The 13,724-nt window shown below is 63.2% G+C and carries 13 protein-coding genes and 1 riboswitch; of the genes, 2 read left to right on the forward strand and 11 right to left on the reverse strand.

From position 1 onward, the window contains the following. Window positions 1-175 precede the first annotated feature (175 nt). Genes HGO40_RS18440 through cobO form a run of 6 tightly spaced genes read right to left on the reverse strand, consistent with a single transcriptional unit; the run spans window position 176 to window position 6,265 of the window. The gene (locus HGO40_RS18440) at window positions 176-1,627 is read right to left on the reverse strand and encodes a cobyric acid synthase (RefSeq protein WP_250964178.1); all 1,452 of its coding nucleotides are present in this window, start codon (window positions 1,625-1,627) and stop codon (window positions 176-178) included. Beyond that, window positions 1,624-2,616: a threonine-phosphate decarboxylase CobD gene (gene cobD, locus HGO40_RS18445; protein WP_250964179.1), complete on the reverse strand. Its 993-nt coding sequence runs from the start codon at window positions 2,614-2,616 to the stop codon at window positions 1,624-1,626. The genes HGO40_RS18440 and cobD overlap by 4 nt, the downstream gene beginning before the upstream one ends. Further along, the gene (cbiB, locus tag HGO40_RS18450) at window positions 2,609-3,517 is read right to left on the reverse strand and encodes an adenosylcobinamide-phosphate synthase CbiB (RefSeq protein WP_250964180.1); all 909 of its coding nucleotides are present in this window, start codon (window positions 3,515-3,517) and stop codon (window positions 2,609-2,611) included. Before cbiB ends, cobD begins: the two co-directional genes overlap by 8 nt. Continuing rightward, complete coding sequence (gene bluB / locus HGO40_RS18455; protein ID WP_250964181.1) at window positions 3,514-4,164, reverse strand: 5,6-dimethylbenzimidazole synthase; 651 nt, start codon at window positions 4,162-4,164, stop codon at window positions 3,514-3,516. The genes cbiB and bluB overlap by 4 nt, the downstream gene beginning before the upstream one ends. Continuing rightward, window positions 4,161-5,627, reverse strand: a complete 1,467-nt coding sequence (locus HGO40_RS18460; protein WP_250964182.1) for a cobyrinic acid a,c-diamide synthase CobB — start codon at window positions 5,625-5,627, stop codon at window positions 4,161-4,163. Before HGO40_RS18460 ends, bluB begins: the two co-directional genes overlap by 4 nt. 11 nt (window positions 5,628-5,638) lie before the next feature. Next, a complete protein-coding gene (cobO, locus tag HGO40_RS18465) occupies window positions 5,639-6,265 on the reverse strand; it encodes a cob(I)yrinic acid a,c-diamide adenosyltransferase (RefSeq protein ID WP_284739158.1) in 627 nt (208 codons plus the stop codon). Window positions 6,266-6,345: 80 nt separating this feature from the next. Beyond that, window positions 6,346-6,555: riboswitch (cobalamin riboswitch) on the reverse strand. 159 nt (window positions 6,556-6,714) lie between these two features. Between cobO and HGO40_RS18470 the strand changes: the two genes are divergently transcribed. Continuing rightward, a complete protein-coding gene (locus tag HGO40_RS18470; protein WP_250964183.1) occupies window positions 6,715-7,299 on the forward strand; it encodes a hypothetical protein in 585 nt (194 codons plus the stop codon). Window positions 7,300-7,543: 244 nt separating this feature from the next. Further along, window positions 7,544-8,860: a PQQ-dependent sugar dehydrogenase gene (locus HGO40_RS18475; RefSeq protein WP_250964184.1), complete on the forward strand. Its 1,317-nt coding sequence runs from the start codon at window positions 7,544-7,546 to the stop codon at window positions 8,858-8,860. A gap of 136 nt (window positions 8,861-8,996) precedes the next feature. On the opposite strand, the gene HGO40_RS18480 is transcribed toward HGO40_RS18475, so the two are convergent. The 5 genes from HGO40_RS18480 to HGO40_RS18500 form a co-directional block, all read right to left on the reverse strand. Further along, window positions 8,997-9,530: a C40 family peptidase gene (locus tag HGO40_RS18480; RefSeq protein WP_250964185.1), complete on the reverse strand. Its 534-nt coding sequence runs from the start codon at window positions 9,528-9,530 to the stop codon at window positions 8,997-8,999. 165 nt (window positions 9,531-9,695) lie between these two features. Beyond that, window positions 9,696-10,322, reverse strand: coding sequence for a C40 family peptidase (locus tag HGO40_RS18485; protein ID WP_250964186.1), 627 nt, complete (start codon window positions 10,320-10,322; stop codon window positions 9,696-9,698). Window positions 10,323-10,534: 212 nt separating this feature from the next. After that, complete coding sequence (gene hda, locus HGO40_RS18490) at window positions 10,535-11,239, reverse strand: DnaA regulatory inactivator Hda (protein WP_003178999.1); 705 nt, start codon at window positions 11,237-11,239, stop codon at window positions 10,535-10,537. Window positions 11,240-11,408: 169 nt separating this feature from the next. Then, window positions 11,409-12,482, reverse strand: coding sequence for an AI-2E family transporter (locus tag HGO40_RS18495; RefSeq protein WP_250964187.1), 1,074 nt, complete (start codon window positions 12,480-12,482; stop codon window positions 11,409-11,411). A gap of 32 nt (window positions 12,483-12,514) precedes the next feature. Continuing rightward, window positions 12,515-13,573, reverse strand: coding sequence for a DUF2066 domain-containing protein (locus tag HGO40_RS18500; protein WP_250964188.1), 1,059 nt, complete (start codon window positions 13,571-13,573; stop codon window positions 12,515-12,517). Window positions 13,574-13,724: the final 151 nt, after the last annotated feature.

The raw sequence follows: 13,724 nt of genomic DNA on the forward strand, positions 1-13,724 counted from the left end.
GTATACCCGCAGATCCGATGCTGGAACATTGGGTATCTTTTATTGGCGGTGTTGCGGCCGGCCTCTTCGCGAGCAGGCTCGCTCCCACAGCTGGTCCAGGGTGTACATGAATGCCGTGGTCATCAGAGATCCAATGTGGGAGCGAGCTTGCTCGCGATGAGGCAAGTACACCCCCCTAGATCCCACAGAGTTCACGCAACATCCCGGTATCCAGATACCGCTCCACCAGATCCGCCAGCCGCTCGATGTCTCGCTCGCGCAACCCGTGGTAGTCCACCGCCTGCACATCCTGCAACCCCGCCCAACGCAACAACGCGCAACTGGCCGCCGGCGACTCGAACACCCCATGCAGGTAGGTGCCGAACACCTGTCCGTCGAGGCTCTGGGCACCGTCACAACGGCCGTCCTCCAGATGCACCGCCGGATTTTCCAACGCCGGGCCGCTGGTCACGCCCGCGTGGATTTCGTAGCCGCTGACCTCAGCCGCTTCCAACGCCAGCCGCCCGCGCACATTGCGCAACTGCTTCTCGTGTTCCAGGGTCGTTTCAAAATCCAACAGGCCCAACCCGGCACTGGACCCGGCCGCGCCTTCCAGCCCCAGCGGGTCGTGGACCTGCTGGCCGAGCATCTGCAAACCGCCGCAGATGCCCAGCAGCTTGCCGCCGTAGCGCAGGTGACGATGGATCGCCGTCGCCCAACCGTTGGTACGCAGGTAGGCCAGGTCGCTGCGCACGCTTTTCGAACCAGGCAGGATGATCAGGTCAGCCGGCGGGATCGGCTGGCCGGGGCCGATGAATTGCAAGTCAACCTGCGGGTGCAGGCGCAGCGGATCGAAATCGGTGTGGTTACTGATGCGCGGCAAGACCGGCACCACCACTTTCAGCACCTGCTCGGCCTTGTCGATCTGGCGCCGGTCGAGGCCGTCCTCGGCTTCCAGGTGCAGATCCATCACGTAGGGCAACACGCCGATCACCGGCTTGCCAGTGCGCGCTTCCAACCAGTCCAGGCCCGGTTGCAGCAAGGCGATGTCGCCGCGAAAACGGTTGATGATGAAACCCTTGACCCGTGCCTGCTCGCTGGGGGAAAGCAGCTCCAGCGTGCCCACCAGATGAGCGAACACCCCGCCACGATTGATATCGGCGATCAGCAGCACCGGGCAATCCACCGCCTCGGCAAAGCCCATGTTGGCAATGTCACCAGCGCGCAGGTTGATCTCCGCCGGCGAGCCGGCGCCTTCCACCATCACCACCGGATAGGCCGTGCTCAAGCGCGCATGAGAGGCCAGCACCGCTTGCATTGCGATGGCTTTGTAGTCGTGATAAGCCACGGCGTTCATGGTCGTGACGGCGCGGCCATGAATGATGACCTGGGCGCCAGTATCGCTGTTGGGCTTGAGCAGCACCGGGTTCATGTCGGTGTGCGGTTCGAGACCGGCAGCTTGGGCCTGCACCGCCTGGGCCCGGCCGATTTCGCCGCCGTCGGCGGTCACGGCACTGTTGAGGGCCATGTTCTGTGGCTTGAACGGCACCACACCGACACCCTGGCGCCTGACCCAGCGGCACAAAGCCGTGACCAAGGTACTTTTGCCGGCATCGGACGTGGTGCCCTGCACCATCACTGTGGTCATCGGTTGTCCTTGGCGTAGGCCTCGAAAGCCTGTTCGAGGCGCAGGAATTCGCTGTCATCGGCCGGCAGCCCAAAGCGCAGGCTACTGGTATTCACAAACAGACGCAGGAGAATGCCGCGCTGGGCCATGAAATCGTGGAGCCCTTGGGCCTGTTCGATGACCAGCCATTGGAACAATCCGCAACCGCCCTGAGGCTTGAAGCCGTGACGTTCGAGCAACAGCGCCAGGCGTTGGCTGGTGGCTTCGCAGCGTTGGCGCTGGCGCGCATGGGCGTCGGTGTCCAGCAAGCACGCCTGGCCCAGCACCCGGGTCGGCCCGCTGACGACCCACGGCCCGACTTGTTCGGCGAGCAACTTGAGCAAGCGCCGCTCAGCCAAGACAAACCCCAGGCGCACCCCGGCCAGGCCAAAGAACTTGCCGAACGAACGCAGCACGATCAACCCGACCAACTGGGTATGCGCCGCCAGGCTCAGCGCCGGGGTGACGTCCATGAACGCTTCATCTACTACCAGCCAGCCACCGCGCTGGGCCAGGCGGGCATGCCAGTCCAGCAAGCGCTCCGGGGCCAGGCTCAGGCCCGTGGGGTTGTTCGGATTGACCACCACCAGCACGTCGAGGCTGTCGAGGAAGAAATCCACTTCCGCCTCCAGCACCTCGCGCACGATATAGCCGCTACGGCGCCAGGCTTCGGCGTGCTCGGCGTAACAGGGCGACAGGACGCCGACCTTGCCGCTGCGGCGCAGGCGCGGCAACAGCTGGATGGCCATCTGCGAACCGGCCACCGGCAGCACGTCCAACGCACCGTAGTAATCGCAGGCGGCCTGTTCCAAGCCGTCATCGGTTTCCGGCAGGCGCGCCCAGGCCCGCAAAGGAATCGCCGGAACGTCGAACGGCCAAGGCGCGAGGCCGCTGGACAAGTCGAGCCAATCGGCCTCGGCAATGCCGTATTGCCGGGCTGCGTTGCGCAAGCGCCCGCCGTGCTCAAGCATAGAACTCAGCTCCCAGGCAGAGAATCAGCAACCACAACCATACCCCGCGCTGGACCAATTGCCAGCCGCGATCAATGGAATCGGCACTCGCCGGCACGCCTTCGCCCAAAGGCGGACGTTGGTGCAGTTCACCGTGGTAAACCGCCGCCCCGCCCAACTCGACCCCCAGCGCTCCAGCCCCGGCGGCCATCACCGGCCCGGCGGTGGGGCTGTCCCAGGTCGGGCCCTGGGTGCGCCAGCATCTGAGCGCCAGGCGAGTTTTACCAAGCAGCGCGTAGGTCAATGCCACCAGGCGCGCCGGAATGTAGTTGAGTACGTCATCAATCTTGGCCGCCGCCCAGCCGAAGCGCTCGAAGCGTTCGTTGCGATAGCCCCACATGGCGTCGAGGGTATTGCTCAGGCGGTACAAAACCACACCCGGCGCGCCGGCCACGGCGAACCAGAACAACGCGGCGAACACCGCGTCGCTGCCGTTTTCCAGCACCGACTCGGTGGCGGCGCGGGCCACGGCGGTTTCATCCAGTTCAGCCGTCTCGCGACTGACCAGGTAACCGACACGCTTGCGTGCCTCGTCCAGATCACCGCTGCGCAGCGCCCGCGCCACCGGCTCGACATGTTCACCGAGGCTGCGCAGGCCGAGGGCACAGTACAACGCCAGGATTTCCACCAACCAGCCCACCATCGGCGCCCACGACAAGGCCGTGGCGAGCAGGGTCAACGGCACCACCGCGATGACCCACGCCGTCACGCCGTGGCTGCGCCAGCCGCGTCCGCCGGCGTTGAAGCGTTGTTCGATGCGATCGGCAAAACCGCCGAACGCCACCAGCGGGTGCCAGCGCCGGGGCTCGCCCAGCAGCGCATCCAGCGCCACCGCGGCGGCACTGAGCAAGGCCACACTCATGGGCTCGTTCCCCAACGGTTTTCATACAGCAGTTCATTGAGCGGACGCGGTTGCGCCCACCCTTCCAGGGCGAGCATCGGCGCCGGGTAGAAACCCTCGACCGGGCCCAGGCAAAGAATCGCCAGCGGCTTGGCCCCGGCGGGCAACCCCAGCAGGTCGGCCAGGGCCTGGGGCTCGAACAACGACACCCAGCCCATCCCCAACCCTTCGGCACGGGAGGCCAGCCACAGGTTCTGGATCGCGCAGGACAGCGAGGCCAGGTCCATTTCCGGCAAGGTCCGGCGACCGAAGATGTGCCGCTCGCGATCCTCCATCAAGGCCGCCACCAGCACTTCGGCGCAGTCGTCGATGCCTTCGACCTTGAGCTTCATGAACTCGTCGCTGCGCTCGCCGAGGGCCTCGGCGGTACGGATGCGTTCTTCTTCCACCCGTTGGCGGATCTGCCCACGCAAGGCGCGATCGCTGATGCGGATGAATCGCCATGGCTGCATCAGGCCGACGCTGGGGGCCTGGTGCGCGGCTTCCAGCAGACGGCGCAGCAAGGCCGGCTCCACCGTGCCACCGCTGAAATGGCGCATGTCGCGGCGCTCGGCGATGGCGCGGTAGACGGCTTCGCGTTCGGCCTGGGTAAAGGCGTTGTCAGTCATGGCCTCTTCGCGAGCAAGCTCGCTCCCACATTGGCTAGCGTTGCACTTGAGATCACTGGGTCCCCTTGGGCTAGCGGTGCACTTGAGATCACTTGGTCCCCTTGGGCTAGCGATGCACTTGAGCTCACTGGGTCCCCTGTGGGAGCGAGCTTGCTCGCGATAGCGGCCTCAAGGTCAGGCGCAAACAACGCCGCAATCGCCCGCGGATTGGACGGAAAATAAAAATGCACATAGGAAGCCGTCATCCGCCCCTGTCGGAACACCGCCTCCGCCCCTCGCCCGCCATTCGGGCTGTGGCCACGGGCAATCGGCTCGAGCTCGGTGCTGGTCAGGGAGTGATGGTAGGTATGCCCACGCAGGTTGCCTTCCGGCAAATCCACCGATTGCAACGCCAGGGCCGCCAAGCGCTTTTGCATCTGCGCATCGCCGGACAGCAACCCCAGGAGTTCGGCGCGCACGCCGTCGACGTGGGTCAGTGAATCGAGCAGATACAACATACCGCCGCATTCGGCGAGCAGCGGCTTATTGGCGGCATGGTGCGCACGGATCGCGGCCAGCATCGGCGCATTCCGGGCCAGCGCAACGTGGTGCAGCTCCGGATAACCGCCGGGCAAATAAAGGCTGTCCGCCTCGGGCAGTTCGCCGTCATGGATCGGCGAAAAGAAGCGCAACTGCGCGCCCATGGCCCGCAGCAGATCAAGGCTTGCGCCATAGGTGAAGGCGAACGCTTCGTCACGGGCCACGGCGATGCGCACCCCATCGAGCCACGGCTCAACGGCGACCACCTCGGGCGCGGCGAACGCTACGGCGGGCGGCAGTGTCACTTCGCAACTGCCGGCCAGGGCATCGGCGGCCGCGTCGAGGCGCGCGTCCAAGTCGTTCAACTCGCTGGCCTGGACCAAGCCGAGATGACGGCTGGGCAATTCGATGCCGGTTTCCCGGGACAGCGCGCCGTACCAACGCAGGCCTTCGGTCAGGCTGCCTTCGAGCAATTGCGCGTGACGCAAGGTGCCGACCCGGTTGGCCAAGACCCCGGCGAATGGCAGGTCCGGTTGATAACGGGCCAGGCCCAAGGCCAGGGCACCGAAGGTCTGGGCCATGGCCGTGCCGTCGATCACCGCCAGCACCGGCACGCCAAAATGCCGCGCCAGGTCGGCGCTGGACGGGGTGCCGTCAAACAGCCCCATCACCCCTTCGATGAGGATCAGGTCCGCTTCAGCAGCGGCTTCCCATAGCAACCGGCGACTTTCCTGCTCGCCCACCATCCACATGTCCAATTGATAGACCGGCGCGCCGCTGGCCCGCTCCAGGATCATCGGGTCGAGAAAGTCCGGGCCGCATTTGAACACGCGCACCTTGCGGCCCTGGTTACGATGCAACCGGGCGAGCGCTGCGGTGACGGTGGTCTTGCCTTGGCCCGAGGCTGGCGCTGCGATCAGCACCGCCGGACAGTGGCGGGTCATGGCCGCATCGCTCACAGTTCGACGCCTTTTTGCGCCTTGATGCCCGCCTGGAACGCGTGCTTGATCATGCCCATTTCGGTCACGGTGTCGGCCAGCTCGATCATCTCGGGCTTGGCGCCGCGACCGGTCACGACCACATGCTGCATCGGCGGACGAGCCTGTAGATCGCTCAGCACCTGGTCGAGGTCGAGGTAGCCGTGCTTGAGGGCAATGTTCAACTCGTCGAGCACTACCAGGCCAATGGACGGGTCATTGAGTAATTGGCGGGATACGGCCCAGGCGGCTTCAGCGGCGGCGATGTCGCGCTGGCGGTCCTGGGTTTCCCAGGTGAAACCTTCGCCCATGACGTGAAAGCGCACCTGCTCCGGGAAGCGACGGAAAAACAGCTCTTCACCGGTGCTGTTGCGGCCCTTGATGAATTGCACCACGCCGCACTGCATGCCGTGGCCCATGGCCCTGGCCAGCATGCCAAACGCAGAACTGCTCTTGCCCTTGCCGTTACCGGTCAGCACCAGCAGCAAGCCGCATTCGTTCGGCGAGTTGGCGATGCGCTCGTCGATCACGGCTTTCTTGCGCAGCATGCGCGCCAGGTGGCGTTCGTCGCGATCAGACGTATCGGTGATGAGGGAGTCGGTCATGGGGAAGCCTCCGCAGGGGATTGGATAACGGCGGGCGGGCACAAAATAGACGGCAACAAGCCTGGCATCGCCCACCGTGATGCCGTTGGATGGATCAGGCCGGTCTCCGGGCTCATGAGCGGCGTGGTGCCTGGCTGCGCGCCTTCCCATGTCATCCGACACAGTGGCCTGTACGCAGCGTTGACTCATTTACCGTTGCGGGGGCAGCGCCGGGTTCGTGTGCACTCACCGGCTTCCCTGTTTCACTCTGTCGAACGCGGTCACAGAGCACCTGAAACAAGCGGCGAAGGTTAGAGGGTTGGGGGTGGAGCGTCAATTAAAGCCGCCATGGCTCGTGCACGGAACATTGGCCACGATCAATAAAGTGACGTCAATCTTGTGCCACGCTACGGCAAGTGATATCAAATAGGCATCACGACCCGATATCACAAGAACAAGAGGGCAAAAACATGCAAGGCATGCTCATCAGCAATCCAAAGCTGGAATTCCTGCGCCCGCTGCTGGAACGCTGGTTTGATTGTATCGACCGCTACAACGCCGTGCGCGGCGATAACGACACGCCCTACTGGTTCGATGAACGGGCCAACCTTGGCTTGCTGTCGGCCGCTGCCTGGATGGCCGAAATGGTCACGCTGCAGAACGCCCCGACCCGCAAGCAGAACGAAGAACGCGAACGTAACGTCAGCGCCGACCTGTTCATCGCCAGCACGGAGGAACGCGCCTTCATCCAGGCCACCCAACGCTGGCCCAAGGTCAACAACCTGAACCTGACCCAACCGCTGCTCGAAGCCACCAGCGATGCCAAGCGCATCAGCTACGCCAGCGACCTGAAGCTGGGCTGCCTGTTCGTCTCGCCGCAAAAAGCCCAGCAAAGCGCCACGCCCGAAGAGCTGCAGGACATGATCGACGACCTGCAGAAAGAAAATACCTGCGCCGTGGCCTGGTACTTCCCTTACGCCTATCGCAAATTGCGCAACGAAGCCGGGCAGTACCATCCTGGTATCGCGGTGCTGTTCAAGCAGGCCCATGGTTGATTCGTTCAGCAAGAAACCGCGAGGTGACCTCATGTGGGAGCGAGCTTGCTCGCGATAGCGGTGTGCCAGTCAACATCAACACAGGCTGATGCACCGCCATCGCGAGCAAGCTCGCTCCCACAGTGGATTTTCAGCAATCACAAAATCACAGGGACCTGGCTGGCGGGATGGCCTACCCACAGTTGAACCATCGCGCGTCTACGCTCCTCTATGAATAACCACATGCATTCATAGGGACGCCAGCATGCTCAAGCCACCTCACCTTCTGATCGTCGCCCTTGCCGCCGGGCTTGTCGCTTGTGGCGAATCGTCCACCTTGCAAGTCTCCGACGGCACTGGCCCTGCACCGAAACTGCCCGAACCGAACAAGACCCTGATCCCCACCGTCAACATCGCCGAAGCCATCGGCTGGCCGCAAGGCGCCAAGCCAACCCCGGCCCAAGGCCTGCAAGTGGGCGCCTTCGCGGAAGGGCTGGACCATCCGCGCTGGCTCTATGTGTTGCCCAATGGCGATGTGCTGGTGGCCGAAACCAATGCCCCGCCCAAGCCGGACGATTCCAAGGGCATCCGTGGGTGGGTGATGAAAAAAGTCATGGGCCGCGCCGGTGCCGGGGTGCCCAGCCCCAATCGCATCACGCTGTTACGCGACGCCAACCACGACGGCATCGCCGAAACCCGTACGGTGTTCCTGGAAAACCTCAACTCACCGTTCGGCATGACCGTGGTGGGCAATGACCTGTACGTGGCCGATACCGACCGGTTGATTCGCTTCCCCTACAAAGAGGGTGACACGCAAATCAATGCACAGCCAACCAAGGTCGTCGATCTACCCGGCGGCACCCTCAACCACCATTGGACTAAAAATGTGATTGCCAGCCGCGACGGCAGCAAGCTGTACGTCACCACTGGCTCAAACAGCAACGTCGGGGAAAATGGCATGGAGGCCGAGGAAGGGCGCGCCGCCATTTGGGAAGTGGACCGTGCCAGCGGCAAGCACCGGATTTTCGCCTCAGGCCTGCGCAACCCCAACGGCCCGGCTTGGGAACCGCGCAGTGGTGCGCTCTGGACGGCGGTGAACGAGCGGGACGAGATCGGCAGCGATCTGGTGCCGGACTACATCACCTCGGTCAAGGACGGCGCCTTTTATGGCTGGCCTTATAGCTATTACGGGCAAAACGTCGATGCCCGGGTCGAACCGCAGAACCCTGCCCTGGTGGCGAAGGCCATCGCCCCGGACTACGCCGTCGGACCGCACACGGCCTCATTGGGCCTGACCTTCGCTGAGGGCAGCACCCTGCCCGCCCCGTTTACCGAAGGGGCTTTCATCGGCCAGCACGGTTCCTGGAACCGTAAGCCCCACAGTGGCTATAAAGTGATTTTCGTACCGTTCAACGACGGCAAACCGGTGGGACAACCGGTGGATGTGCTGACTGGTTTCTTGGACGCCGACGAAAAAGCCCAAGGCCGGCCAGTGGGCGTGGTGATCGACAAGCAGGGGGGGTTGTTGGTGGCTGATGATGTGGGGAACAAGATTTGGCGGGTGTCGAAAAAACAGGGCTGAAACCGATCCCCGTGGCGAGGGGGCTTGCTCCCCCGCCGTTGGGTAGCCACCGCATTAAGCGTGGGGCTGGAGCGCCACCCCGCGGGGGCGAGCTCGCGGCCCCCCCGAGCGCTCCTGCGGCGCAAAAACTCAATCGTCAGGGATTGCGCGCCAGGTGCTCCGGTTGCAGCACACGCTTGGCGCCCAGATAGGCCCTCTGCCAATAAGCCTTGGACAGGCTGTCGAGCTTGACCGTGCCGCCCGTGGCCGGCGCATGGACAAAGCGCCCTTCGCCGACATAGATCCCGGCGTGGCTGACCTGGGAACCACCATTGGTGGCGAAGAACACCAGGTCACCGCTCTGCAACGCGTCCTTACCCACTTCTGGCGCCCGCATGCTGATCATTTCCCGCGTGGACCGTGGCAAGGCAATGCCGGCGGCGTCGCGGTATACATAACCGATCAAGCCACTGCAATCGAAGCCCGAATCCGGCGTGTTGCCGCCCCAACGATAAGGCGTGCCCACCAGGCCCAGGGCCCGGAACAATACATCTTCAGCCGCTGGGGAAAAGGTTTGCGCGGGAGCAAAGACCACCGGTGCCCGCACGGGTGCTGGCGGCGGGGTACGGCTGGCACATGCACTGAGCAGTGCGGCGAGGAAAATGAGCGCGAGGCGGGCCGACGTCGACATATGCAGAACAATCCTGATCTGGATGCGGCTTTTCTGCCGTGGGCATGAAAACAAATCCGCCTGCGGAGTACGCAGGCGGATTGCCATCAATCAATGATCAAGGATTCTAGCGGCTATATGGCAAACTTCAAGTAAGACTTTAAGTTTGCCTTACAAACTGTGTGCTTACTTGCGAGCAGTGACCACAGTCGGTGCCATGGCGAGGGCGCGCTTGGCTTCGATGAAGGTCTTGTTCCAGTAGCTGTCGCCCAGGCTGTCGATCCGCACGCCACCGCTGCGGCGGCTGCTGGAATGGATGAACTGGTTGTCACCCAGGTAGATACCGGCATGGCTGACGCGACCACGACGACCGTTGGTGCTGAAGAACAGCAGGTCACCGGGCTCCAGCTGGTTGCGTGCTACCAGGGGGGCGTTCACGTTGATCATTTCGCGAGTGGAACGCGGCAGGTTCATGCCGGCCTCCTCCCGGAACAGGTAACCGATGAAACCGCTGCAATCGAAGCCGGCTTCAGAGGTACCGCCAAAACGGTAGCGGGTACCGATCAACGACATGCCGCGTTCCAGGATACTGTCAGCCAGTACTGGAAGCTGGTAAGGCTTGCTGCCGGCGAAGGCTGCGAGTTCTTTGTCGGACGCCATTTCTTCCTGGCACGCAACGGAGGAAGACTGGGCAGTAACAGAGTTCTGGACCTGTGGCTGGGGCGCTTGCTGGGACACCGGAGTGTGGGCAGCGCAACCGAACAACAGGGTAACGAGTGCGAGAGGCACGAGGGGTGCGAAGCGATTTAGCATGGGCACGACCGTGGCTGAAGTAGTAAAGATGGCGAGACTATGCCTTCTATCAACCTCATTTGCAAATTCAATCGATGCAAATGTGACTTCTCGGTTTTACGTTTACATCTAAGCGCTTAAGCCCATTTTGAACGTCATGTGGCCTGCCGCCCAGCAGGACCGCGGGTTTCGCCATGCCCAAAGCAGGCCAAGAGCCACCATTCGGACCGGTTCTACCAGCCCAGGGTTTCTTTCAAAAAAGGAATAGTCAGCTTGCGCTGGGCCTGGAGCGAGGCCTGGTCGAGGCGTTCGAGCAGCTCGAACAATGCGCTCATGCTACGGGTGCCGCGGGTGAGGATGAAATGCCCGACTTCGTCGGTCAGGTGCAGGCCGCGACGGGAAGCGCGCAGCTGCAGGGCACGGAGTTTGTCTTCGTCGGACAGCGGGCGCATCTGGAAAATCAGCGCCAGGGTCAGACGTGACTTGAGGTCCGCCAGCTTCACCGGCAGCTCCCGAGGCGAGGTCGAGGCGGCGATCAGCAAGCGTCGACCGCTGTCGCGCAGTCGATTGAACAGATGGAACAGCGCCTCTTCCCAGTCAGCCTTGCCGGCCACGGCCTGGAGATCGTCCAGGCACACCAGTTCGTACTGTTCAAGGTTGTCGAGGATTTCGACACCGCGATCAAGCAACTCGGCCAATGGCAGGTACACCGCCGGTTCACCCAGTTGCTCGAACCGCAGGCACGCGGCCTGCAACAGGTGCGTGCGCCCTACCCCGTCCTTGCCCCATAGATAGATCAGGCTTTCGGTCCAGCCGGCGTCGGCTTCGCAAAGCCGCTCGACATAGCCGAGTGCAGCGGCATTGGCGCCTGGGTAGTAATTGATAAAGGTGGCGTCATCACGCAGACGCACACCTAGGGGCAGCTGAATCGGTTTCATGCTGACTGAACAGTTCCTCGGGAACCGTTAGTGGCCTCTGTGTAAAGTGCGCAAAGTTTATACCCGTGACGCGGACCGCACAATGCGCCGGACCACGAGCAAAATCAAAGGTTTGCAGCGACAAGGGGCGGAGCGTCAGTTTCCCTGACGCTCCGCCCCGTGATTTGCCCTATAGGTCGGGGTCTTCGACGCCACTGTAGATATCTGAATCCTTGTACAGATCATGCATATGCCGCACCAGCACCATGATCACCGCCGCCACCGGTAGCGCCAGCAGGACCCCGGTGAAGCCGAACAACTCGCCCCCCGCCAGGATCGCAAAGATCACCGCCACCGGATGCAGGCCAATGCGGTCGCCCACCAACAGCGGCGTGAGTACCATGCCCTCCAAGGCCTGCCCGACCATGAACACCGCCACGATGCCAACCATCGGGTACAAGTCGCCGCCGAACTGGAACAACCCGGCGACCAATGCCGCGCCAATACCGATCACAAAGCCCATGTACGGGACGATGGCCGCCAGTCCGGCGATCAAGCCAATCAACAGTCCCAGTTCCAGTCCGACCAGCATCAGCCCTGCCGCATAGATGAAACCCAGGGCCACCATCACCAGCAGTTGCCCGCGCACGAACGCCCCCAGCACTTCATGGCATTCGCCGGTCAGGGTCATGATGCGTTCTTCGCGATGACGCGGCAGCAGGCTGCGAATCTTCGCCATCATCAAGTCCCAGTCCCGCAGCAGATAGAAGGCCACTACGGGAATCAGCACCAGGTTCGCCAGCCAGCCGATCAGCGCCAGGCTCGAAGCCGTGGCCTGGCTCAACACCACGCCGACAATGTCGGTGGTCTGGCCCATGTGCTCGCTGATAGCGGCCTTGACCTTGTCGAACTTCCAGAAGCCGTCGGCCAACCCCAGTTTCGATTGCACCCACGGCACCGCGCTGTGCTGCAACCAGTCGAGCATCTGCGGCGCCAATTCGTACAAGCGCAGCAGTTGCTTGGCGAGCATCGGGATCAGCACCAGCAACAAAGCGACCACGATCAAGGTGAACAATGCAAAGACCGTCACCACGCCCCATGTCCGCGACAGGCCGAGTTTTTCCAGGCGATCCACCACCGGGTCGAACAGGTAGGCCAACAGCAACGCAACCAGGAACGGCGTGAGGATCGGGTGCAGCAGATAGATAAACGCGAACAGCAGGGCGACCCCACCCCACCAGAACCAACGCCGCGTATCGCCCATGAACCACTCCTAGCTATATAAAGAAAGACAACCTACCAGCGGAACCGCAAGTTGGCGGCCGGTGCAGGCGCAGGTGTTGCACCCGGAACCGAGCCATCGGCTGCGGGCGGCGCTTCAGGCACCGGCGCTACAGCCTCGCCTGCTGGAATTTCCTGCAATTTTGCCAGGGCCAATTGCGCCTTCAGTTGCTCGGCGCTGCCGTTGACCTTATAGACGATCCGCTCCCCTTCGACCCGCTGCAACTGCCCACCGAACGGTTCGAGCAAACGCCCCAGCGCCGCATAACGCTCCAGGTTCATGCCCTGCACTTCCAGCAGTTGCTCGGTGGCCACGCCCGGCTTGGCGACGAAACGCGGCGCCAGGCGCTGGCTCACCGCGAGCATGACCGCATCGGCCAGGGCCGCAGGATTTGCGCCCTGGGCGGTACCCTGTTCGCGCTGGTCTCCCAGCCACAGGCGCCAGGTGCCTTGCCACTGTCCGCCCTCCTCCTTGGCATGGACCGCCAGCAAGGCGTCCGTCGCGTAGCGCTCCGAAGCATCACGCAAAGGTGCCGGGTCGCTGCCGTCCAGGTTCGGCGCGGTGGCAACAATCTGCTCGCTCAAATCCGCCAGCGGCAGGTGCAGTGCCAGGCCCCGATGCTGCGCAGCACGCCGCAGCGGCGTGGCGCTGGCCTGGCCATCGCCCACCAGGCTGGAGCCTTCGGCCGAGTCGTTCAGCCACCAACCGAGGATCGACGGCCGGTTCGCGCTCCACAGCGACAAGCCTGCCGAGCGCAGTGCCCGGTCGGTGCTCGCCGGGTCGAAGTCCACCTTGAGGCTTTCCGGCGGGCCGGCGTCGTAGCCATATTGAAGAATGATCTGTTGCGGGTCCTGGCGGATGGCCGCCAACCCGGGATTCTGGGCCGCCTTGGCGTCGCCGGTCAGGCGCAGCACCAACGTATCCAGGGCGCGCAGCGTCGCCTGGTTGCGCTCCTCCGGCGTCTGGCTGGCGACCGGTTCGAGCACTTGATAAAGGCCATTGACGGTTTCGGCATGGCTCGCCAGGCTGATCAGCGACAAGCAGCCCACGGACAAGAATTTGAACAAACGCATGGAAGATTCCCGGACATAACGGCTGGAACAGGCCGTGTGAAGAAGATTGAGCATGGCTGTGACCACAGCACCCGGCAAAACATTCACACGCCCGGTGGAAGTTTCGCACGATCATCACCATAACCGGTTACCGCTACACCTTATACAGAGG

Origin of the sequence: Pseudomonas sp. CG7 (assembly GCF_023701885.1) — a bacterium.
GTDB classification, from domain to species: domain Bacteria; phylum Pseudomonadota; class Gammaproteobacteria; order Pseudomonadales; family Pseudomonadaceae; genus Aquipseudomonas; species Aquipseudomonas zanjanensis.